Source organism: Mycobacterium colombiense (assembly GCF_003284935.1).
Classification (GTDB): Bacteria; Actinomycetota; Actinomycetes; order Mycobacteriales; family Mycobacteriaceae; genus Mycobacterium; species Mycobacterium arosiense_A.
Genome location: NZ_QMEV01000075.1, coordinates 1 through 21645 on the forward strand (window position 1 = coordinate 1; position 21645 = coordinate 21645).

Annotated in this window: 30 protein-coding genes; 22 read left to right on the plus strand and 8 right to left on the minus strand. The window is 66.0% G+C overall.

Annotated elements, in window-relative coordinates; all coding sequences use genetic code 11:
- Positions 1-412 precede the first annotated feature (412 nt).
- The 4 genes from DQP57_RS22735 (at position 413) to DQP57_RS22750 (ending at position 4662) form a co-directional block, all read left to right on the plus strand.
- Positions 413-2449, plus strand: coding sequence for an alpha/beta hydrolase (locus tag DQP57_RS22735; protein ID WP_112634915.1), 2037 nt, complete (start codon positions 413-415; stop codon positions 2447-2449).
- A 403-nt stretch (positions 2450-2852) separates the two neighbouring features.
- Positions 2853-2987 carry a hypothetical protein gene (locus DQP57_RS27490; RefSeq protein WP_276310856.1) on the plus strand — a complete coding sequence of 45 codons (135 nt, stop codon included), beginning with the start codon at positions 2853-2855 and terminating at the stop codon, positions 2985-2987.
- A gap of 265 nt (positions 2988-3252) precedes the next feature.
- Positions 3253-3606, plus strand: a complete 354-nt coding sequence (locus DQP57_RS22745) for a hypothetical protein (protein ID WP_240631854.1) — start codon at positions 3253-3255, stop codon at positions 3604-3606.
- An 870-nt stretch (positions 3607-4476) separates the two neighbouring features.
- Positions 4477-4662, plus strand: coding sequence for a hypothetical protein (locus tag DQP57_RS22750; protein ID WP_112634889.1), 186 nt, complete (start codon positions 4477-4479; stop codon positions 4660-4662).
- A gap of 13 nt (positions 4663-4675) precedes the next feature.
- On the opposite strand, the gene DQP57_RS22755 is transcribed toward DQP57_RS22750, so the two are convergent.
- A complete protein-coding gene (locus tag DQP57_RS22755) occupies positions 4676-5185 on the minus strand; it encodes a hypothetical protein (RefSeq protein WP_133259297.1) in 510 nt (169 codons plus the stop codon).
- A 117-nt stretch (positions 5186-5302) separates the two neighbouring features.
- Between DQP57_RS22755 and DQP57_RS22760 the strand changes: the two genes are divergently transcribed.
- Positions 5303-5731, plus strand: a complete 429-nt coding sequence (locus DQP57_RS22760; RefSeq protein ID WP_112634891.1) for a hypothetical protein — start codon at positions 5303-5305, stop codon at positions 5729-5731.
- The gene (locus DQP57_RS22765; protein WP_112634892.1) at positions 5728-5919 is read left to right on the plus strand and encodes a hypothetical protein; all 192 of its coding nucleotides are present in this window, start codon (positions 5728-5730) and stop codon (positions 5917-5919) included. Before DQP57_RS22760 ends, DQP57_RS22765 begins: the two co-directional genes overlap by 4 nt.
- Before the next feature lie 313 nt (positions 5920-6232).
- Here DQP57_RS22765 and DQP57_RS22770 read toward each other — a convergent pair whose 3' ends face one another.
- On the minus strand, positions 6233-6691 hold the full coding sequence (locus DQP57_RS22770) for a universal stress protein (protein ID WP_112634893.1): 459 nt from the start codon (positions 6689-6691) through the stop codon (positions 6233-6235).
- A gap of 168 nt (positions 6692-6859) precedes the next feature.
- On the opposite strand from DQP57_RS22770, the gene DQP57_RS22775 reads away from it, so the two are divergent.
- Both DQP57_RS22775 and DQP57_RS22780 read left to right on the plus strand, forming a co-directional pair.
- Complete coding sequence (locus tag DQP57_RS22775) at positions 6860-7159, plus strand: hypothetical protein (protein WP_112634894.1); 300 nt, start codon at positions 6860-6862, stop codon at positions 7157-7159.
- 135 nt (positions 7160-7294) lie between these two features.
- Entirely contained in the window at positions 7295-7816 is a 522-nt protein-coding gene (locus DQP57_RS22780) for a hypothetical protein (RefSeq protein WP_112634895.1), read from the plus strand.
- Between the two features lie 126 nt (positions 7817-7942).
- Here the strand turns inward: DQP57_RS22780 and DQP57_RS22785 are convergent, their stop codons facing one another.
- Together DQP57_RS22785 and DQP57_RS22790 are read right to left on the minus strand one after the other, a co-directional pair.
- A complete protein-coding gene (locus DQP57_RS22785) occupies positions 7943-8449 on the minus strand; it encodes a hypothetical protein (protein ID WP_112634896.1) in 507 nt (168 codons plus the stop codon).
- Positions 8450-8559: 110 nt separating this feature from the next.
- Positions 8560-8751, minus strand: a complete 192-nt coding sequence (locus DQP57_RS22790; protein WP_112634897.1) for a hypothetical protein — start codon at positions 8749-8751, stop codon at positions 8560-8562.
- 197 nt (positions 8752-8948) lie between these two features.
- On the opposite strand from DQP57_RS22790, the gene DQP57_RS22795 reads away from it, so the two are divergent.
- From DQP57_RS22795 to DQP57_RS22805, 3 genes are all read left to right on the plus strand, one after another.
- Positions 8949-9167: a hypothetical protein gene (locus DQP57_RS22795; protein WP_112634898.1), complete on the plus strand. Its 219-nt coding sequence runs from the start codon at positions 8949-8951 to the stop codon at positions 9165-9167.
- Between the two features lie 19 nt (positions 9168-9186).
- Positions 9187-9570, plus strand: a complete 384-nt coding sequence (locus DQP57_RS22800; protein WP_112634899.1) for a DUF4189 domain-containing protein — start codon at positions 9187-9189, stop codon at positions 9568-9570.
- Positions 9571-9674: 104 nt separating this feature from the next.
- Positions 9675-10043: a DUF732 domain-containing protein gene (locus DQP57_RS22805; protein WP_112634900.1), complete on the plus strand. Its 369-nt coding sequence runs from the start codon at positions 9675-9677 to the stop codon at positions 10041-10043.
- A 33-nt stretch (positions 10044-10076) separates the two neighbouring features.
- Here the strand turns inward: DQP57_RS22805 and DQP57_RS22810 are convergent, their stop codons facing one another.
- Positions 10077-10298: a DUF732 domain-containing protein gene (locus DQP57_RS22810; protein WP_240631855.1), complete on the minus strand. Its 222-nt coding sequence runs from the start codon at positions 10296-10298 to the stop codon at positions 10077-10079.
- A 220-nt stretch (positions 10299-10518) separates the two neighbouring features.
- On the opposite strand from DQP57_RS22810, the gene DQP57_RS22815 reads away from it, so the two are divergent.
- From DQP57_RS22815 to DQP57_RS22830, 4 genes are all read left to right on the plus strand, one after another.
- Positions 10519-10731, plus strand: coding sequence for a hypothetical protein (locus DQP57_RS22815; RefSeq protein WP_112634901.1), 213 nt, complete (start codon positions 10519-10521; stop codon positions 10729-10731).
- Positions 10732-10764: 33 nt separating this feature from the next.
- Positions 10765-11397, plus strand: a complete 633-nt coding sequence (locus DQP57_RS22820) for a hypothetical protein (protein ID WP_112634902.1) — start codon at positions 10765-10767, stop codon at positions 11395-11397.
- A gap of 40 nt (positions 11398-11437) precedes the next feature.
- Positions 11438-12358 (plus strand): cation diffusion facilitator family transporter, encoded by a 921-nt coding sequence (locus DQP57_RS22825; protein WP_112634903.1) that lies wholly within the window; start codon positions 11438-11440, stop codon positions 12356-12358.
- Positions 12359-12453: 95 nt separating this feature from the next.
- Positions 12454-13491 (plus strand): acetylserotonin O-methyltransferase, encoded by a 1038-nt coding sequence (locus DQP57_RS22830; protein ID WP_240631856.1) that lies wholly within the window; start codon positions 12454-12456, stop codon positions 13489-13491.
- Between the two features lie 34 nt (positions 13492-13525).
- Here the strand turns inward: DQP57_RS22830 and DQP57_RS22835 are convergent, their stop codons facing one another.
- Entirely contained in the window at positions 13526-13870 is a 345-nt protein-coding gene (locus DQP57_RS22835) for a DUF732 domain-containing protein (protein ID WP_112634905.1), read from the minus strand.
- 46 nt (positions 13871-13916) lie between these two features.
- Positions 13917-14237: a DUF732 domain-containing protein gene (locus tag DQP57_RS22840; protein ID WP_112634906.1), complete on the minus strand. Its 321-nt coding sequence runs from the start codon at positions 14235-14237 to the stop codon at positions 13917-13919.
- 102 nt (positions 14238-14339) lie between these two features.
- Between DQP57_RS22840 and DQP57_RS22845 the strand changes: the two genes are divergently transcribed.
- From DQP57_RS22845 to DQP57_RS22855, 3 genes are all read left to right on the plus strand, one after another.
- Positions 14340-15089, plus strand: coding sequence for a Clp protease N-terminal domain-containing protein (locus tag DQP57_RS22845; protein WP_112634907.1), 750 nt, complete (start codon positions 14340-14342; stop codon positions 15087-15089).
- Positions 15090-15182: 93 nt separating this feature from the next.
- On the plus strand, positions 15183-15713 hold the full coding sequence (locus DQP57_RS22850) for a DUF1942 domain-containing protein (protein WP_165821880.1): 531 nt from the start codon (positions 15183-15185) through the stop codon (positions 15711-15713).
- On the plus strand, positions 15701-16213 hold the full coding sequence (locus DQP57_RS22855) for a GNAT family N-acetyltransferase (protein ID WP_112634909.1): 513 nt from the start codon (positions 15701-15703) through the stop codon (positions 16211-16213). The genes DQP57_RS22850 and DQP57_RS22855 overlap by 13 nt, the downstream gene beginning before the upstream one ends.
- Here DQP57_RS22855 and zapE read toward each other — a convergent pair.
- On the minus strand, positions 16191-17312 hold the full coding sequence (gene zapE / locus DQP57_RS22860; RefSeq protein ID WP_112634910.1) for a cell division protein ZapE: 1122 nt from the start codon (positions 17310-17312) through the stop codon (positions 16191-16193). The genes DQP57_RS22855 and zapE overlap by 23 nt on opposite strands.
- On the opposite strand from zapE, the gene DQP57_RS22865 reads away from it, so the two are divergent.
- The 4 genes from DQP57_RS22865 to msrB are packed head-to-tail and all read left to right on the plus strand — an operon-like array spanning position 17311 to position 21447.
- A complete protein-coding gene (locus DQP57_RS22865; RefSeq protein WP_112634911.1) occupies positions 17311-18072 on the plus strand; it encodes a pyrimidine reductase family protein in 762 nt (253 codons plus the stop codon). The two genes, zapE and DQP57_RS22865, sit on opposite strands and share 2 nt — an antisense overlap.
- A 14-nt stretch (positions 18073-18086) precedes the next feature.
- Entirely contained in the window at positions 18087-19652 is a 1566-nt protein-coding gene (locus DQP57_RS22870; RefSeq protein WP_112634912.1) for an alpha/beta hydrolase, read from the plus strand.
- A gap of 28 nt (positions 19653-19680) precedes the next feature.
- Positions 19681-21012 (plus strand): arabinofuranan 3-O-arabinosyltransferase, encoded by a 1332-nt coding sequence (gene aftC, locus DQP57_RS22875; protein ID WP_112634913.1) that lies wholly within the window; start codon positions 19681-19683, stop codon positions 21010-21012.
- Between the two features lie 9 nt (positions 21013-21021).
- Positions 21022-21447, plus strand: a complete 426-nt coding sequence (msrB, locus tag DQP57_RS22880; RefSeq protein ID WP_112634914.1) for a peptide-methionine (R)-S-oxide reductase MsrB — start codon at positions 21022-21024, stop codon at positions 21445-21447.
- The last annotated feature ends 198 nt before the right edge of the window (positions 21448-21645 follow it).

The following is a 21645-nucleotide window of genomic DNA, read 5'->3' on the forward strand; positions in this document are numbered from 1 at the left end:
CTTCGACACCAGCGCGCCAGTCGCGCAGCCGAAGAAACCAGCACCGGCGAAGTCCACGAAAGTGCGGTGTCACCACTGCGAGCACGTGCAGGTGGTACCGGTGAATCAATTGAGATTCGACTGCGAGGAATGCGGCACAAAGCTGAAACGAAAGCAGCCCAGCTCGGGCTAAATCCGTGCAGCCGCGCGCAGGCTCGCCAGCTCGGCCATCTCATCCGCGGACAATCTCGACCAAAGCCGATCAGACACCGCCCGGATGACCAACGTCTGCGGCCGTTCGGTGTTCGACGCCGGCCTTTGCTAGTGAATTGACGGCGTCACAGTAGTAGGGTTACACCAGCTCAGAAGGGGTGGCGATGTCTGTTGACGCTGATCGAACGCGGAGCATCAGCCGCGGACAGCTCGCGGCGTGATACAGCTCAGGTACATAAGCATCCCGGCGTTGATCGCCTTCGCCGGCGGTAACCCGTGGGCGATCAATCGAAGCTTGCAAGCTGGCAGCCCGCTCGAGATTTCCAACCTAGCGAAAGCGTTTCATGCGGCCGGCCGCTCCACCGCGGAGGCCAACGCGACATTCGAGGATGCTCGGCGCCGTTTCGAGGCGGCGTGGAATCATCAGAATGGCGATCACCCGATCAACGACTCCGCCGAAGTGCAACGCACTGCTCAGTCGCTGGGCGCGCAGTCCGAGCAATTACCGAAGATCGGTGCCGATCTGGAAAATATCGCCGCCGCGTTGGCCGAAGCGCAACGAGCCGCCGCCGGCCAGATAGCCACGCTGGAAGCGCAGCTGAAGGGCCTCGACGACATGATCGCCGAGGCCGTCCAGATGGAAAACGACCATCCCGAACTCAGCGCCGCCGACAGAGACGCACTCCACGCCTACATCAACTCACTCGAAGACGACGCCATTCGCGACACGAAGGCCGCGTTGAGCCAGCTGCAGACGACACGCAGCGGCTACTCCGACATGTTGCAGAACGCAATGACCACGCTGCGCACCGATGGATATGACCCGTCAATTCTGCAGGGCGTGGATGCGCCGGAATCTCCCCAACAGGGGGTCGGACTGCCGCCGCCGGGCGCGAGCGCTGAGGACGTCAAGCGCTGGTGGAACACGCTCTCGCCTGAACAACAAAAGCAACTGATTGCCGACCATCCTCCGGCGCTGGGCAACCTCGACGGCATTCAGGCCGACGTGCGCGGACAAGTCAACGCAGCGGTGATGAACGACGACCTCAGCAGGGTTGAAGGTCTTGCACAGCGGTACGGGTTGTCATCGCAGACGCTTCGCGATGACGTGCTCAACGGCCGCAACGACGATATTTTGGCCAACCCCGGAAAATACGGACTGTCTCCGACCGACATCAGCCGCTATCAGAATGCGGTGAAGACCAACCAGGGCCTCGAACACGACAGGGGCGATCCCAAGAACCCGCGGCCCGTCTCGCTGTGGGCTTATGACCCAACGGCTTTCGGCGGCAAAGGCCGCGCTGCGATCGCGATCGGCAATCCCGACAAGGCACAGAACACAGCCGTAATCGTGCCGGGCACCAACAGCAGCGTCAAAGGCGGCTGGCTTTACGACGGGCACAACGACGCCATCAACCTCTACACGCAGTCGGCCAAGGCCGACCCTAACAACCCCACCGCAGTACTGGCATGGATGGGCTATAGCGCCCCCGAATTCGATTTCCAGCACCCAGAATCGGCCGCCGTCGACCCGACGAAGCTGCAGCAAGTCGGCACACCGTGGATGGCACGTCAGGGCGGTGCGCTGTTGGCGGCCGACGTCAACAGCCTGGCGGTAACCCATGATGGCTCGATCCCGTCGCATGTCACCGTCATTGGCCACTCCTATGGATCAACAACCGTGGCCGACGCATTCGCCAACAGCGGCATGCACGCCAACGACGCCGTTCTCATCGGCTGCCCGGGAACCGATGTGGCGAAGAGCGCCGCCGACTTTCATCTCAACGGAGGCCATGTCTATGTGGGGGCGGCCTCAACCGACGCAATCAGCTGGATCGGTGAATCGGGCAGTACGGCACCAAATGCGATCAACGACGTCCTGGGCAGACCTTTGGGGCCGTTGGCCGGGCTGGGAACTGATCCTGCGCATGCGGGTTTCGGGGCAGTGCGCTTCCAGGCCGAGGTCGCCGGATCCCAAAACGCCGTGCCCTGGTTCGACGATCATTCGCACTACTACGACATGGGTGGTGAAGCGCTACACAACATGACCGAAATCGCCACGGGCCACGGTAATGACCTTGCGGGCCAACACATGCTGGCGCCGCTCCGAGACGAACCGAAGATATCCACTCCTACCGAGGTACACACACCCTTTGGAAACATCCCGTTACCACATGTCGAAATTCAATCGCCTGTTACCTTCGACCCCGAATGGGATCGACCTTCCAGCTCTGTCACCAAAGACCATGGCTTCTAGTAAAAGTCGCTTCCTGCGATCGACGATGCGGCTGGCAGCCCTGGCTACCGCTCTGCTATTGGGAGGATGTTCGCCAATGCAACCGTCTAGCCACGACCCCAACCACCCTGAGCAGCCGCTGTCCGACGACCAAACCAGGGCCCAAGTTATCGACCCGGCGAAACAGATCGTGACAACAGCGGCCCTGCAAAATGTCTCAGCCGTCTTCGGATGGGAATCATGCAACGACCAGGGCGACCCTCCCTTCCGCGGCCGAGTCGACGTATCATTCGACCCGCCCCCAGGCGTCGACCAAGGCGCCTACTTCGATCGGATCGCAAAGACAATGGTGGCCCACGGCTGGTCAGCCGGTGCGCCGCAAGGCCGAACCTCATTTGGCGCCGTAATCCACAAGGACGGCGTCATGGCGTCCATCGGTAAGAGCGGCGGCACACTCAAAGCCGGTTCTGTCGAACTATCCGGCGAGTGCCGCAACATGGGCGACCACCGGCACGACGGCACGTGGTACGACGTCACAACCGAGTTGACCGGGCGATAGGCGGCCCAGTTTTGGTAAGCCGGCCGGGCGGAAAAAGCCGGCATGGCCGACCCGGAAGCCACCATCCAACTAAACACTCTCGACGGGGGCGCCATCGATCTTAAGAACGGCTGGTGGGCGTCCACGGGCGTCCCAACACCGCCGGTGATGACCCGTGGCTACTAGGCGCTCTGTCGTCGCGGTGGCGGCCGCTACGGTGGGGGTGCTGGTCGCTGTCGGAGCAGCGGTGTGGCTGTACCTCAAGCCATCTCCACCATCAGATTGCGTGATCGTCAACGACATGATCAAGTACTCGATATCCGAGAACGCGCGAATGCGTGATCTCATCCCGAACAGCATCGATGACCCGCAGAAGCTAGTGGATGAATACCAAACCCGTGAAACCCGCCTGCGTCAGTACGCTGACCAGATTCATGACCCCGCTCTACGCGAAAAGGCCCACGCTGTAGTTAATCTCGACCACCAGATGCTCGACGTGTGGCGTCAGACGATTCCGGCGCAATCGCAGAACGGGTCGGATAACAGTTCAGCAAGTCAGAATTTCCAGCGCGCCTATACCGACTACTCTGCACAGAGCCAACAAGCCGGCCAAGCACTACAATCGGCGTGCCCAGCATGATTACCGCGATTCTCGGATTGATCGCGATGGTGGCCTTTATGGCTCTTTTCATCATCTTCTTTACGGGTTTTGCCGCTGCATCCGGAACCGCCGAATTGACCTGTATACGGACCCGGAATGGACTTCCATCACGGGGCCGGCCTCACCTCGTCCCCTGCAGGACCCCAAAAGCTTTACGGGAGAACGTCCCGAATATGACGACGAGCACATCCGCTACGTATCCGATGAGTGAACGCACCAAGCGTCGCAGATTCAATGGGTCTGTCCTTTGCGTGACCTCAGCCGTGCTGCTGCTGGTCGCTTCATTGAGCACGTGGTCGCTGCTCACTGATTCCACTGTTGCCGGAGACCTCGAATCTGGCACGCACTCGGCGCACACCGCGGCTATCGGAGCATTCGCGTTCCTATGTGCAGTGCCCGGAACGGCTACGGCCCTTGCCGCTTTGGCGCGCGGCCCGCTAGGGGTGCGTCTCGTGGCAATTGCGCTTCTGCTCATCGCATTGCCTCTGGTACCCACCTGCGGGTTTTTCGCACTGCTCTCGATCACGTAAACACGTTCGGCCACAGTGTTTCCGGTGCTTAGTCGTCAACCGGTAGGCGGCGATCAGAATTCGGCGGCCCTCAGCCCGGTAACTTTAACCACCGAAGGCGTACGCACGGCGACCGCTCCCGTCAAGGTAGCGACGGCATGCATCCTTCTGCAGGAATTGGTGCGCCTCAGTTCCTAAGCAACCACCTGCGTACATGGACCCAGCGCTCGGGCTGCGTGCACGCATACCCTGGCCCAGGTGACCCGCCCGCGAAATACCCGGCGGTGCGGGCACCCTGCCCTAACCTGCTAGGTGTACCTACCTGAGCTAGGAGCACGTCGTGTTGGAGTACTGGGTAGACGAGGACTACTGCGAGCTGTGCGGCGGCCCCGTCGCGGTCTACATGAAGCGGGACTACGCCCAGGACGGGGCTCCGCTCCCAGCGATCGCGCAGCGGGCCCTCTGCCTCAAGGGCTGCGTGGGCGAGGTGCTGTCACCCGAGCGCATGATGAATCGCGGTGCATAGCAGCGAGGTTGGCTCATACGTGCGGCAGCCAACGCGTTCCTTGTGCTGAGATGACGAACCCTCGGCCTTGAAAGTCCTTGCAGGCGGTGCTTCCTGCGCTGTCCACCCCACAGAGGTTTCCGCCAACGGCCAGTGACCGGAGCGCGGGCAGCGTTTTGATGGGCTGCCCCTGGACGGCTCCGTTGCTGTAGGGAGTGGAACCGGCGGCTTTGATGTCGCTGGCTGTCGATATCGACGTGTAGGGGCTCTTGTCGTTGTCTGCGACGCCCGGGATGTATCCGATGCATTCGACGCTGTCGGTGTGGAAGTTGCATGGGATCCCGTCCGGGGTGAGGAAATAGATGGCGTTCGTTGGGTCGTGTGGATGCAGGTTGGGAATTGCGACCGCGTAGTCCGACGAGTCGGCTCGCGCGTAACTGGACAGATCGGGGAAAGCCGGATCGGCGTGTAATTGGGTGCTACAGGCTGACCCAGCGATCAAACCCGTTGCAGCCAAGGCTGCGGCCTTTCGACGTGTGGTCATGGGCGCCACCTTGGTCTCTTACCTCGCTAATGGTTGGACCCCGTAAGACTCTCACCGATTTCGGCGTATCCAGGCGCATTCGGAGTGCAGCGAAGACGTACCTGCTTGGCTTAGGCCATGGTCAACGCTAAGCGGATCCTGCTCTACCTACCCCTATACGTCGTGTGGGCGGTCACCGTCGATGTCCTCTTCGATTCGGCCACCCCTCCTGGCAGCAAGTCTGTCCCGGCGTGGATGACCGTCGGGTTCATCGCGTCGGCCGTGATTGTGGCGGGCGTGGTGCTCTGGTATCTGTCCAGACGTGCCGCCGGGAAAGTGCCCACGCAGCGCCACCACGTCTACATCGCCTTATTCGTCGCGATCATCGTGTCCGGCTTGGTTGAGGATGCGGGCAAAGGGGCCGCGTGGCTGATCATTGGCAGCCATCCCTGGTGGGCGCTTGTGCCGATCTGCACCATCGGCTACGCAGCGTTGTGGGTGGCCTTCGTGATCATGGTGAACTGGCTTGAGCGTCGAGCAGACGACCGCACCACCTCCCGCGCATGAACGCCAATCCCCCGTACGGCCCCGCGCTCTACGCAGTCATGTCTTTGCTGTCCTTGGGCCTGTTCGTGCTGAATGTCTGCAACCACGGCACGACGCTGGGCCTGATCAGTACTGGAGGTCTCGCCGCGTTGATGGGCTACAACGCCTACCGGGCCTGGGTCCGCAAGCGCCGCGCGCACAAGCAATAGAGCCCACGATCAGGCTCGCGTTGGGTCCGTCTGAAGAGTCGATCGCGGGACACCCCAGGGCGGCCTCCGAGCATTGAGGTGTCAGTCCCCTTGTAGGCCCGATCATCTCGACCGCATTCATAGCTGCCGTCCGACGCCACATCTGGCGCACCTTCGGCCGACGGCACAAGTGAAGTAGTCCACTACCCCCGGTCATCGCGCCGGCCGAAGCCCGCAAACTCGGTAGGGCGTTGATCGCTGCAGCAGACGCCGCCCACGGATGACGCTGTGCACGTGCCCGGCCAACCCGACGACGGGCCGGCGCCGGCAGGCCTCAGTCGCTGGTGTGGACGATCAGCACGTCGGTCTTGGCCCTGCGGGACACGGCGGCCGGGACCGATCCCAGTAGCCGCCCGGCGACGCTGTTGAGTCCGACGTTGCCCACCACCAGCAGGTCCGCATTGACCTCCTCGGCCAGCTGCACCAGCACGTTGATGGGGGCGCCGACGAGCGACTTCTCCTCCACGTCCTTGGCCCCCGCTTGGTGCGCCCGCTCCCTGGCGTCCCGCAGGATCGCGTAGTAGGGCGCCTCGCCCACCGTCCGGTAGTCCTGACCGTGGTCGCTGCCCGGCGGGATGGCGTAGCGGCCGCGTTCCTCGGAAACGGGAAGGTGCGCCGTCGCAACGACCAGTTTCGCGCCGTGATCCGCGGCGATCGCGGCCGCGCGTGCCACCGCTCGCAGCGAGGAGTCCGAGCCATCGGTGCCGACCACCACGGTCTGATAGGCGCTCATTCTCATGCAGTCTAGGGGCGACGGCGGCCCGCGAGAAGGAAAATCGGGCGGAGTCGCCCCCCGCTGGCACCCACCAGCCGGGCCGGTACGCAGCTTCGAGATCCGTATTCGAGATGACGACCCCGAATTCGTGCTTGTCAAACACTGCGAACACGCAATAATGCCAGCATGCGTCTGATCTACGCCGCTGCCACGGTCGGCATCGCCATTGCTGTGTCGATGGGGGCTCCGCCGGCCCACGCTGACACCGGCGTCCCCGGTTACATTCAGTGCGTCGGGGGCGACGCGAAGCCTCCACCACCGGGGGTAGCCGCAGAGAACTGGTTTCCCAGCCTCCATGTCATCGATAACGACATCATCTCCGGTATTCCCTCGGACCAAGTGGTTCAGAGGTTGATCACTATGGGAGTCAAGCCGGAGGACGCCGCCACCCGAGTCCGGTGTTATCTGGCCAATTCGCCGCACTAGCGCAATCGCGTTGTGAATTGTGACGCGCCAAGGTCTTTCATTGTCTCGCATTCGGCAAGCCGGGCGCCCGTCATTGCGCACTCGCGGTGAAATCCGCGAATGCGCTATCTTCTGGCGGTGATCAGACCTGCTCGCATGAGTGCACTCGCGGCGACGCTGGCGCTGACGGCGTGTGTCACTGCGCCCCACGGTGCCGCCGACCCGACACCCCAGCAGTCGCCTTTCCCGACGGGAAAGTCCGGCACCAGCATCCACGTCACGGAGTACAGCACCGCTACCGCCGACGTCACACTCAACAACGCCACCTGGATCTCGTCGGGCTGCTCCGGCGGCGGGGGCTGCAACGTCATCGAGCTCACCATCGAAGGCAAGTCCAACGCGCCGTTCGACTACAGCCCGGCCTTCATAACCGCCGCCTCTTCGCCGTGGCGGCAGGACCCGAACCGCGATGTCGAGGGCGGCTCATCGCTCGTCAACTATCTGCAGATCAACAAGACGCCGCCGCTGCGCGCGGGCAGCGTCACCAACGGCCAAACCGCCCACGGATTCATCGCCTACGACAGCACCGTCAAGCAGGGCGACGTGTACATCGAGTTCAACGATCCCGATGCGCCGGCAGCCCCGACCCCATTAGCGGGCTGGAAGGTGCACACCTGAGCGGAGCCGCAACCGCCACTTCCCGAGACCTCAAACTTGTTGCCGCACAACAGGTTCCGAGCGCGTGACTAGTCACCGATGACGACTGGGCCGGGTCGTCGCCACCGCCGCATGAGACCGTGGTGGCTAGCCGCCCACGCGCACGGCCGACATATCCATGTCGATGGTCCCTTGGCACGCGCCGCTCAGGATGTCAGTGTGCATGACGCCGGCCAGCGATCCGTCGGGTTGGGGCGTGTAGTGCACCTCGGCTCGGGCCGGATTCCACTGAATCGAGGTGTCGGGCATCATGCAGTCCCACTGGAAATCGTTGGTCTGCGACCACGACTTTCCGTCCCAGGTGAACTGCACCGGCTGCGGCACCGTCGGGTTGGTGGGCGGCGGGCCGCTGATGATCGTGGCGACGCACTTGCCGTTGGTGCAGCTCGAGCGCAAGCCGTAGGTCTCGGTGTGCTGCGTCTCCGGGTCGCCGACCGCCATGCTGGTCCCCGCTTTGGGGCCAACCATGAACGTGATCGCGTACTGGCCATTCCAGGACGGATTATCGGCGAACGCGGCCGGGGTAAGCGCCGCGGAAATTGCGAACGGCACCGCGGATAAACCGACGACGCTTTTCAGACGGTATGGAGCCATCGTTCCTCCTGCGGGTCCGTACCCATCCCATCGTCATATGCCGAGCCGCCGCCGACAAGGTGCTAATGGATACCCCGAATTCCGGCGAAGCGGGTCCTGCGGTCCGTGCTTTACCAACCCCACTCGTCTTCGTCCAGGACATCCACGGTCAGGGCGTTGTCGGCGGCCCCCTTCGTCCCATAGGTGAAGGTCAGCAGGGTGCGGTCGTCGTCAAGCGGCTCGGTGGCAAGGACGGTGGCGTGCCCCACCTTCATGCGGATCCTGTCGCCGGGCTGCAATTCGTCGACACGTTTCAGGGGCACACGCGACCCACCGGTGAAGTGCTGGTGCTGCAGACACTTTGGCGATTCATCGCCCTCCCTCACGACCGAGTGTCCCGGCCTTGAAGCACATTCGCGGACCAGCTGACCCGAAAATTTCGCGCGGCACAGCGGCGGGTTGCAATATACCCCGGTGTCAAATTGCCTTCCGGCGCCGTGGCCGGAGCACAATGTGAGGCGTGAGTTGGACGAGGTACACCGGCAGGGCGCTCGCCGATACCGGCCTAAACGGCGACGCACTGCATGCCGAGCTCGAAGACTTTATCCGCGTGGACAATCCGCACCTGACCGACGTTCGCCTCGAGCGTGCGACCGCAGCCGAGATGGATAGCGCCGGCCCAGCCAAGCGGTGGTACGACGTCACCTACCTGGCTGAAGACCCCGAAGGCAATTCATAGCATGCGAAGGAGCGCGCCGATGCGCCCAGTCACTGCCCTCGTCGCAGCGGTCGGTTGTGCGATCGCCGCGCTGCCTGCGCCGATGGCCCGGGCCGACGACGAGTTCGTCGCCCTCGCCGTGTCCGTGGGCAGCGGGCGAGCCGCCGGCTGGGGCACCGGGAACAGTCAGGACCAGGCGAACCAGGTCGCGCTCGCGCACTGCACCGCCGAGGCCGGCGACGCCTGCGAGGTGGTGGCCGGCACCCGCAACGGCTGCGCGTCGGTGGCGTTCGACCGCCTTTCCGGCCGGTTCCAGGGCGGCTCGGGGCCCGACGCCACCGCGTCCACCGCCGACGCGCTGGCCAAGCTGGGCTCACCCAACGGGCACATCAAGGCCACCCACTGCTCGTCCTTACATCCCTAGGCCGCCGCCGGCGTCGCCGCGACAAGTACACCGCGATTTCGACTATCGTTCATTGAAGTCGTCCTTGACCGCATGCCGACGGGCCCGCGCACAGAGAGGAGACCATGACTGCGACGAAGGCTGGGAAGTGGCCGACGGTCTGCGCGATTCTCCTGTCCACCGTCGCCCTGGCGTTCGCGGCGCCGGCATCGGCGGATGACACCGACGATGCCTTCCTCGCGGGCCTCGCCAACGGCGGAATCACCCTGCCCGACAACGATAATGCGATTGCGACGGCTCATACCGTGTGCACCCGCCTCGAGGTGAATCCGTACGCCCCGGTGCTGGCGTTTGTGCTGGCGAGGGACAGCTTCCTGTCGCCGAGACAAGCCGGCTACTTCGTCGGCCTTTCGGTAGCCACCTACTGCCCGCAATACAAAGACAAAATCGACCCTTCGATCACCATACTACTGCCGCCGCCGCCGCTCATGTGAGCACAACTACGGCAGCACAAGGGGTTTCGCCGCTCAGCAGTGATCGGTCCAGCGCCGCCGCAGGGGGCAGTACGTCGAATGCGCAAGGCTCACCATGGATCCGACGTCTCCGAACGTGACGTTTCTCGGATCCAGGATTTGGTGGATGCTCTGCGAGATCTGCTCATAGGTCCAACCCCACCCGATGTCGTCACAGATCAGGCGCCCCGCCCCGGTGAGGGCGGCGTCGGGGCGTTCACGATGCCGTCGACCCATAGCGGCATGGAGACGAAGAATAGGCACACCCGGGAAAAAGGGCATTACGAACGGCTGAATAATCGGGCCATCGCCGCACGCGGAGACGCGTCACGCCGACAGAACCCGTCTCATTCGCATCGGCATGAGCTGACGTCGCGATTTTCGGCCGCGCCGACATTGTCCGTCGTGAAATACAGTGCGGACCAAGAATTTCCGCTAAAGGGGTAGAGTCGCGGGCATGAATTTGGTCGAGTGGCTCAGGACGCCCCGCTATTTGCGGACGCGTTTCATGATGGAAACGCGGCCGCTGAACCGCCTGGAGATGGAAATCGTGTTCGTCGAGGTCGCCGCCCGCGACGCGTTGGTGCGCCTGCCCGTGGCGTTCATGATTCTGCCGAAAGCGCCCCGGCCCTGGCGCGATGGCACGTCCAACCCCGAGCAAGGCAAGTAAGAGGTCCCCTGCGAGCAGGCGGGGCCACCGGCAGTGACGATCGACAATCCCTACTGGGACGCCGTCAAGGACTGCGTTGAGACCGACAACGTCGGCGGCAACCCGGTGGTCGGGTATTTCAGCCTGGACCGCACGGTCGAAGAAAACATGGCCCGCTCGCCGAACCGGCAATTGCTCGTGCGCCGCTACTGCTGGACCGTTCCCGACCCCGAGACGGTGGAGTTCGTGGCCGGCCACGGCGAGGGCGGGCTGGTCGATCCCATCGCGGGCACCGGTTATTGGGCCTACCTGCTGACCCAGCTGGGCATCGATGTGGTCTGCTACGACCTGAATCCGGGCACCGACCTGCTCACCAATGGCTGGCACGGCGAGGACACGCACGCCGACATCGTCGCGAAGGATTGCGCCGAGGCGGCCGCCCTGCATCCCGACCGAACATTGTTCCTTTCCTGGCCGCCGCATGACCAGGACGTCGGCGCGCGAATACTACTGTCCTACAAGGGAAACCGACTCATCTACGTTGGCGATGGCCGCGGCGGGGCCACCGGTGATGACCACATGCATCAGATCCTGGAAACGCAGTGGACCGAAATCGACGCCCGCCAGCCGGTGCTGTGGTGGGGCCAACGCGACCGGGTGACCGTGTACGAGCGCGTCCGCCCGTAACGAACTTGGGCGGCGCCGCCGAGTGCGGCATGCTGGCGGTATGCATGTGATCAACGGAGTGCGCGACCCGGCGGCCAGCTTTCCCCTCGACACCGCGGCGGACGACGCGGGTGAACGCCGGCAAGCGAACCGCGCCATCGCCGTCAGCGCCGTCGGGCTGGCGCTGACCGGCCTGGTGGAATTGGTCATCGCGCTGGTGTCGGGCTCGGTGGCGTTGCTGGGCGACGCGCTGCACAACCTGTCGGACGTCTCCACCAGCGTCCTGGTGTTCATCGGCTTTCGCGCGTCGCGCAAGCTCCCCACCGAGCGGTACCCGTACGGCTACGAACGCGCCGAGGATCTCGCCGGTGTCGGTGTGGCCCTGGTGATTTGGGGCAGCGCCGTGGTCGCCGGTTTCGAGAGCGTCACCAAGTTGCTCCGCCATGGCGGCACCGGTCACGTCGGCTGGGGCATCGGCGCGGCCGTGGTGGGCGTGGTGGGCAATCAGTTGGTCGCCCGGTACAAACTGGTGGTGGGCAGGCGAATTCGGTCGGCGACCATGGTGGCCGATGCCAAGCATTCGTGGCTGGACGCGCTGTCGTCGGGCGGCGCGGTGCTCGGGCTGGTCGGCGTCGCGCTGGGCTGGGGCTGGGCCGACGCCGTCGCGGGCATCGTGGTCACCGGGTTCATCTGCCACGTCGGCTGGGAGGTGACCGCCGACATCGCCCATCGCCTGCTCGACGGCGTGGATCCCGACATCATCACCACCGCCGAGGCCGTCGCCACATCGGTCCCCGGCGTGACGCATGCGCACGCCCGGGCCAGGTGGACCGGTCGGACGCTGCGCGTCGAGGTGGAAGGGTTTTTGAACGCCGACACCCCGCTGGCGGCCTCCGATGACATCGGCCGCAGCGTCGCCGCGGCGCTGACGCCGCGGATCCCGGAGATGCAGAGCTTCACGTGGACGGCGCGCGCCGCCTGAGCGAAGCGCAATGAACCGCGCGGTGTGACAACTCGTTCACCAAAGCGTGCGATTCATCGTGCATTTCCCGTTGCCATCGACTTCAAAGGCGGATCGTGACGACTTTTGACGCGCCAACCAGCCAACCAACACCCGCCGACGCGGAGGCCATGCAGGAGCTGATACTCGCCGCCTGGATGTCGCAGGCGATCACCGCGGCCGCTGACTTGGGCGTCGCCGACGCGCTGCACGGCGGGCCGCTCACGATCGACGAGCTAGCCACCAAGGTCGGGGCCGATCCCGATGCGCTACGCCGGTTGTTGCGGGTCTTGATCGGTAAGGGCATTTTCGTCCACCGCAATGACGGGCGTTACCAACTCAATCCGATGGCCGATTTGCTGCGCTCGGATGGCGCGGTCTCGATGGCGGCGCTGGCCCGCTTCGTGGGCGCGCGCCAGCACCGCGAGCATTGGAGCATGCTCACCGCGACCATTAAATCGGGCGATGCGGCGGTTCCAGCCTTGCGCGGCAAGGAGTTTTTCGACTACCTCGGTGACGAGCCGGAGTTCGCGCAGATCTTCAACGACGCGATGACGAGCATGTCGGGGGCGACCATCGGTCCCGTCATCGACGCGTACGACTTCACCCCGTTTCGTACCATCGTCGACGTCGCCGGCGGCCATGGACGGCTGCTGGCAGCGATCCTAAGCTCGGCACCCGAGGCGCACGGAGTGCTCTACGACTTGCCCGAGGTGATCGCCGGTGCGCCCGCACTGCTGCGGGAATCCGGTGTGGCAGAACGGGTTCGGCTCGCCGAAGGTTCATTCTTCGATGGCGTGCCGGCCGGGGGCGACGCCTATATCCTCAAGCACATCATCCACGACTGGGACGACGACCCGTCGCTTCAGATACTGCGCAACGTGCACTCGGCCGCGGCCACCGGCGCGACGTTGCTGCTCATCGAGACGGTCATTCCCGACGACGACAGTGACTCCGCCGCGAAGCTGACGGACATGGAGATGCTGCTGGTAAACCAGGGCCGGGAACGCACCGCCGACGAGTACCGCCGCATCCTCGAACAAGCCGGTTTCCGGCTGATGCGGGTGGTCGACACGGCATCGCGCTTCAACGTCATCGAAGCCCGCGCGATGTAGACGTAGGCGGCGGCCGATGGCGCCCGGAAAGGGCTCAGTTGCCGACGGCACCTTCCGGCTTCGGACCGCGGTCCTCGCCGGTGATGTACTTCGGGCAGTAGTGCGCGGCCGCGAGATAGGTGAACTTGGCCGCGGCGGCGCCCTGGAAGCCCGGGTTCTGGTTGCGCAGATCGGTCACGATCTTCGCGTCGGACTGGCCGTCGTCGAGCATGTCGCACACCGACTTGCCGATGGTGATGGCGTTGCCGCCGTCCTGGTAGGTGAGGCCGGCGTCGCGCAGGTCCTTGAGGAAGTCCTGATCGTTGTCGATGTCCGCATGCGCCGGCACGGCCAGCAAGAGCATGGTGGCGAGGCTCGTCAGCCCCAGGAGAAATCGCATAACGCAGTGATTGTCGCAAACCCGCGGGTGATTGGCATCTCGAGCGCTACGAGGCGTTGGGTGTGCTCGTCGCGACGGCGCTGGGGCAGTACGTGGTGGCGGCGATGGCCGCGAACTGGTTGGCCTTGTCCTCGTGCAACCCGGAGTTCTTGGACAGCAGCGTCTTGACGACGTCGGGCATGGGCGTGCCCTGGCCGACCGTGTCGCACACCCACCTGCCCGCGCCCACGGCCTTGCCCGGGTCGGAAAAGGTGATGCCGGCCGCCTGCAGCGACGCGATGAACGCGTCGTCGGTGCTGTCGGCGTGGGCCGGCACGGCGAGGCCGATCGCGACGGCCAGCCCGCACAGCGGGAGCAGTGGCTTCATGACTGAAGAATTCTCCCAGAGCGGTCAATGGCCCGCACGCTCGTGGCCTGCATCGTCAACCCACGGTTGACACTAAGCTTGCGTCAACCTACCGTTGACGGCATGTCCGACCCCGTTCGCATCTCCTACCCGATCCGCCTCGACGAGCTGATCAACGCCATCAAGACGACCCGCCCCGACGTGCTGGATCAACTGGCCGACGCCGTCCTGGCCGCCGAACACCTGGGCGAGATCGCCGACCACCTGATCGGCCACTTCGTCGACCAGGCCCGCCGCTCCGGCGCGTCCTGGACCGACATCGGCAAGAGCATGGGCGTCACCAAGCAGGCCGCCCAGAAGCGTTTCGTCCCGCGCGCCGAGACCGCCACCCTCGACCTCGACCAGGGGTTCGCGCGCTTCACCCCGCGGGCGCGGGGCGCGGTGGTGGCGGCCCAGAACGCCGCCCACGACGCCGGCAACAGCGAGATCACCCCGGATCACCTGCTGCTCGGTGTGCTCGGCGACGCGGCCGCGCTGGCGACGGTGCTGCTGCACCTGCAGGACGTCGACACCGAGGCGCTGCGCGCGGCCGCCAGGGAGGCGATCGCCGCGCTGCCCGTGAATGCCGAACCGCCGCAGCTCATTCCGTTCAGCGGGCCGGCGCGCAAGGCGCTCGAGTTGACCGTGCGCGAGGCGCTTCGGCTGGGCCACAACTACGTCGGCACCGAACACCAGCTGCTGGCGCTGCTGGAGCTGGAAGCCGGTGACGGGCCGCTGCATCGCTGCGGCGTCGACAAGGACCGCGTGGAGGCGGATCTGATCAAGGCGCTGCAATCCCTGGCCGGTGGCAAGGACGCCGCCGCCGGCGGCTGAGCGGTGCGCCCGACCCCTCCCTTCGGAATGACCGCGTGTGCGATCATGCGAGGGTCCCCTGCAACGGCGCCAAGGAGGCACGACATGGCGAAGATGCACCGCTGGCTGATGGTCGCATCCGCCTTTCTGATCGCCGTCGCCGGCGTCACCGCCGTCGATGTCGCCGCGGTTCCGGTTCCGCGCGCATGGGCCGGCGATGCGCCGATCGGCCACATCGGTGACACGCTGCGGGTGGACAACGGCACCTTCATTGCCGACGTCACCGTGAGCGGAGTGGCGCCCTGCGACCCGCCGCCCGGATTCGGGTACACGCGTGAAGGCACGTTCAGAGGTTTCCCGGGCAGCACCGTCGACCGCGCCGACGTGACCATCCGCGCGATCCGGGTGCCCAATCCGTACGTCATGGCGACCGTGATGGATTTCAACGGCGTGACCCCCAATGCCGACGCCTACAAGCCGCGGGCCTCCGATGCGCCCGACGCGCTGGACAACGTGCTCGTCAACGCCCCCAACGGGGCGATCGTGCGCGGCGGCGTGTACTGGGACGCCTACCGCGATCCGGTCTCCACGGTCGTGCTGCTGGACAAGAAGACGGGCTATCACCTCGCGCAGTGGAACCTCTGACCCCGACGTTCCAGATCGCGCCGGCGAATTCCGGTGACGCCCCAGAGCTGGCCGCCGTTGCGGCCCTTACCTTTCCGTTGGCGTGTCCGCCCTCGGTGACCGCGGAGAACATCGCCGCGTTCGTCGAGGCCAACCTGTCGGCGGACCGCTTCGCCGAGTACCTGGGCGATCCTGATCGCGCGATTGTCACGGCGCGCCAGGACGGCCGAATCGTCGGTTACGCCATGCTGATTCGCGGCTCCGACGACACCGCCGAGCTGTCCAAGATGTATGTGGTGGCCGACCGCCACTCCAGCGGGGCCGCGTCGGCCCTGATGCAACGCGCGCTGGCCGCCGCGACCGGATGGGGCGTTCGCCGGGTGTGGCTGGGCGTGAACCGGGCAAACGAACGCGCGCAACGCTTTTACCTCAAGAGCGGATTCACGATCAACGGCACGCGGACGTTCCAGCTGGGGGACGGCGTCGAGCACGACTACGTCATGACCCACGAGCTGGGTTAGCCGCCGCGGTCAACGCCAAGAGCCGGGATGTGGCCCGCAGATACTTCTTTCGGTATCCCCCGGCCAGCATCTCCTCGCTGAAGATGGTGTCCAGCTTGGCCCCCGAGGCCACCACGGGAATGCCCGCGTCATACAGCCTATCGGTGAGCGACACCAGCCTCAGCGCGACGTTCTGGTCGTCGAGGCCGTGCACCCCGGTGACGAACACCGCACTCACGCCCTCGATCAGCGTCAGGTAGCGCGACGGGTGCATGGTCGCCAGGTGCGCACACAACGCATCGAAGTCGTCGAGCGTCGCGCCGTCGACCCGCGCGGCGCGCGCGGCCACCTCGTCGTCGGACAGCGGCTGGGGCGCCGGCGGCAGACCGCGGTGCCGGTAGTCGGGCCCCTCGATCCGCACCGTCGTGAAAATGCTTGCCAGCGTGTTGATTTCGCGTAGGAAATCCTGGGCGGCGAAGCGGCCCTCACCCAGCTGCTCGGGCAGCGTGTTGGAGGTGGCCGCCACCGACACCCCACGCTCGACCAGCGACGAGAGCAGCCGCGAGATCAGCGTGGTGTTGCCCGGATCGTCGAGTTCGAATTCGTCGATACACACCGCCGTGTAGTCGGCCAGCAGCTCGATGCACTCCACGAAGCCGAACACCCCCGCCAGCTGGGTCAGCTCCCCGAAGGTGGCAAACGCCTTGGGAGCCGGGCCATCCGGGGACGCGCCCGGCCCGTCACCGGGCAGCGCATAGTAGGCCGACGCCAGCAGGTGCGTCTTGCCCACGCCGAACCCGCCGTCCAGGTACAGCCCGACGCCGGGCAGAATTTCTCGTCGCCCCAACAGCTTTCGGCGCCCGGCGCGGCGCTCGACCGCCTGCCGGCAGAAGTCGCGACACGCCACCACCGCGGCGGCCTGCGTCGGCTCCGCCGGATCGGGCTGATACGTCGCGAAGCTCACGTCGGCGAATGTCGGGGGCGGCCGCAATTGGGCGATCAGCCGCTCCGGCGAAACCGTCGGGTGCCGATCCACCAGGTGAGCCACGCCGCCCGCGGCGCCCGCGGAGGTGGACCCGTGCATGCACGCACTGTAGCGGCGTGCTGCAATCAGACCCATGCCCGACTCTGGCGCCGCGCTGTCGCTGCTCGGATCGGTGCGCGAACTCGACGACGGCGACCTCCCCCGGGTCTACGGCTATCCCGAACACGACCGGACGTGGGTGCGGGCGAACTTCATCACCAGCGTCGACGGCGGGGCCACCACCGGTGGCAGCAGCGGCGCGATGGGCGGCGCGGGCGACCGACTCATCTTCAACCTGCTGCGTGAACTCGCCGACGTCATCGTGGTCGGCGCCGGCACCGTGCGGATCGAGGGGTACTCCGGCGCGCAGCTCAGCGTCACCCAGCGCCAGCACCGGCAGGCACGCGGGCAGAGCGAAGTCCCGCAGCTGGCGATCGTGACCGGCTCGGGCCACCTCAACCGGGACATGGCGGTGTTCACCCGCACCGAGGTGCAGCCGCTGGTGCTGACCTGCGCCGCGGCGGCCGAGCAGACGCGCCGGGCGCTCAGCGGGCTGTGCGAGGTGCTCGAGTGTTCGGGCCGCGATCCCGAGAAGGTGGACGAGGCCGCCCTGCTGGCGGCCCTCGGCGCGCGCGGCATGCGCCGCATCCTCACCGAGGGCGGCCCGACGCTGCTGGACTCGCTGATCCGGCGCGACCTGCTCGACGAGCTGTGCCTGACGATCGCGCCCTGCCTCGTCGGCGGCCACGCACCACGCATCGCGTCCGGCTCCGGGCAACTGCTCACCCGGATGCGGTGTGCCCACGTCCTCACCGACGACGCCGGCTACCTTTACACCCGCTACGTCAAGGCCTAGCTACTGTGGTCGGCATGAGTCGGCCGTACACGTGCGCCACGATCCTGGTTGCGGTGACCGCGTTGCTGGCCGGCTGCGTCCCGGGCCTGGCCGCCGACCCGCGGTTCGCCACCAATTCCGGTGCGCGACCGCAGGGCGCGGCGACCTCCAAGCCGCCGCCCAGCGGCCCGCCGCCGATCGCGGCACCCAAGAACGACCTGGCGTGGCACGACTGCACCTCGCGGGTGTTCGCCGACGCGGCGGTTCCCGCCGCCCCCGGTGTGCAGCTGGACTGCGCGAACTACGACGCCGACCTGGACCCGGTCAACGGCGGGGGCGGCTCCCTGAGCATCGGCGTGGTGCGCGCCCGCTCCAACCAGACACCGCAGGACGCCGGCCCGCTCGTCTTCACCACCGGCTCGGATCTGCCGTCCTCGACCCAATTGCCGGTGTGGCTGTCGCGGTCGGGCGCCGACGTGCTGGCCAGCCACCCCGTCGTCTCCGTCGACCGCCGCGGCATCGGCATGTCGAGCCCCATCGACTGCCGGGACAAACTCGATCGCCAACAGATGCGCGACCAGTCGCAATTCCAGGCCGGCGACGACCCGGTGGCCAACCTGTCCGAGGTCTCCAACACCGCCACCACCAACTGCGGCGACGCCGTCGGCATCGGGCCGAACGCATCCTCCTATGACGACGCGCACGCCGCCTCGGACATCGAGCGGCTGCGCAGCCTGTGGGACGTGCCCGCCCTGGCGCTGGTGGGTATCGGCAACGGCGCGCAGGTGGCGCTGGCCTACGCCGGATCCCGGCCGGACAAGGTGGCCCGGCTGATCCTCGACTCGCCGGTTGCGTTGGGCACCAACGCCGAAGCCGCCGCCGAGCAACAGGTCAAGGGACAGCAGGCCGCGCTCGACGCGTTCGCCGCGCAGTGCATCGCGGTGAACTGCGCGCTGGGCGCGGACCCCAAGGGCGCCGTCAGCGCCCTGCTGGCCGACGCCCGCGCCGGTCACGGTCCCGGCGGCGCGTCGGTGGCGCAGGTGGCCAACGCCATCACCGTCGCGCTCGGTTATCCCGCCGGCGGGCGCGTCAACGCCACCACCAACCTGGCCAACGCGCTGGCGGGCGCGCGCTCCGGCGACACCAACGCGCTGAACAGCCTGATCAACCACGCCAACGCCGTCCAGGACTCCGACGGCCAGTTCGTCAACGTGTGCAGCGACGCGGTCAACCGTCCCACCCCGGACCGGGTGCGCGAACTCGTCGTCGCCTGGGGCAAGCTCTATCCCGAGTTCGGCACCGTCGCCGCGCTCAACATGGTCAAGTGCGTGCACTGGCCCACCGGCTCGCCGCCGCCCACACCGAAGACCCTCAAGGTCGACGTGCTGCTGCTCGGTGTGCAGAACGACCCGATCGTCGGGACCGACGGCGTCGCGGCGACCGCGGCCAGCATCATCAACGCCAACGCCGCCAGCAAGCGGGTGATGTGGCAGGGCATCGGGCACGGCGCCAGCATCTTTTCCGGATGTGCCGTGCCGCCGCTGATCGGCTACCTCAACAGCGGCAAATTGCCCAACACCGACACCTACTGCCCAGCCTGACGCTGCTTTCCGGCGCGCGAGGGCGCCGGTGTACGGTGCGCTGGTGACGGCAGCTGAATCGACCCTGCGTGACCGGACCCTGGCCGCCTTTGGTCCCCGCACCGGCGCCTCGAGCGTCGCGACCGTGCTGCGGATGGCGTTGTGGCCGATCGCCATCTTCTCGGTGCTGCACCGCAGCATCATCCTCACCCTGAACGGCAACATCACCGACGACTTCAAACCGGTGTACCGCGCGGTCCTCAACTTCCGGCACGGCTGGGACATCTACAACGAGCACTTCGACTACGTCGACCCGCACTACCTGTACCCGCCGGGCGGCACGCTGCTGATGGCCCCGTTCGGGTACCTGCCGTTCACGCCGTCGCGGTTTCTGTTCATCGCGATCAACACCGTCGCGATCCTGATCGCCTGGTACCTGCTGCTGAGGATGTTCAAGTTCACGCTGTCCTCGGTGGCCGCGCCCGCCCTGCTGCTGGCGATGTTCTGCACCGAAAGCGTGACCAGCACGCTGGTGTTCACCAACATCAACGGCTGCGTCCTGCTGGCCGAGATGCTGTTCCTGCGCTGGCTGCTGGACGGGCGGATCAGCCGGCAGTGGTGGGCCGGCCTCGCGATAGGCCTGACGCTCACACTCAAACCGGTGCTGGGCCCGCTGCTGTTGCTGCCCCTGCTGAACCGGCAGTGGCGGACGCTGGTGCCGGCCATCGCGGTCCCCGTCGTCGTCAACGTGGTCGCGTGGCCGTTGGTGAGCGACCCGATGGACTTCGTCACCAAGACGCTGCCGTACATCGGGGGCACCCGGGACTACTTCAACAGCTCCATCGAGGGCAACGGCGTCTACTTCGGCCTGCCCACCTGGCTGATCGTGTTCATGCGAATCCTGTTCGTGCTGCTCACGATCGGCGCGCTGTGGCTGCTGTACCGCTACTACCGCACCCGCGACCCGCTGTTCTGGTTCACCAACTCCTCGGGCGTGCTGCTGCTGTGTTCCTGGCTGGTGCTCCCGCTGGCCCAGGGCTACTACTCGATGATGTTGTTCCCCTTCTTGATGACGGTGGTGCTGCGCAACTCGCTGATCCGCAATTGGCCGGCCTGGCTGGGGATCTACGGATTCATGACGCTGGACGACTGGCTGATCTACCGGGCCATGCGATACGGCCGCGCACTGCATTACCTCAAGATCACCTACGGTTGGTCGCTGCTGCTGATTGTCGCCTTCACCGTGCTGCTCTACCGGTACCTGGACGCCAGGGAAGAGAACCGGCTGGACGAGGGCATCGATCCGGCGTGGCTGGCGGAGGAGCGCGAGGCCGCGACCGCGGGGGAGCCGGAAGCGGCGGGTCGGCGCCATCCGAGCTAGCGTGGAGGAATGACCTCTCCCGACGTGTCGCCGCCCAAGGTGCAGCTGACCGATGACGAATGGCGCAAGAAACTTTCCCCGGAAGAGTTTCATGTGTTGCGCCAGGCGGGCACCGAGCGGCCCTTCACCGGTGAATACACCGACACCAAAACCGAAGGCGTGTACCAGTGCCGGGCCTGCGGCGCCGAATTGTTCCGCAGCACAGAGAAATTCGAGTCACACTGTGGCTGGCCGTCGTTCTTCGACCCGGCGAAGTCCGAGGCCGTGATTCTGCGGCCCGACCATTCGATGGGCACCACGCGCACCGAGGTGCTGTGCGCCAACTGCCACAGCCACCTCGGCCACGTGTTCGCCGGCGAGGGCTACCCGACGCCGACCGACCAGCGTTACTGCATCAACTCGGTCTGCCTGCGGCTGGTGCCGGCGGGCGAATAGCGCGCGTCGTCTCCCAGGCGCCGCGTTCCGGCGCGTTCCCCTCCCAGGCGCCGCGGCGTTCCCCCTCGCGCCGGGTGGTTCCCCTCGCAGGCGCCGCGACACTTAAACCGTTGCGAAGACACGCCGGGCGGATTCAAGCGGTGGATGCAACAGTTGGTGGGTTTGAGAGTATCTCGTCGAGTATCTGGGCGGGTGTTT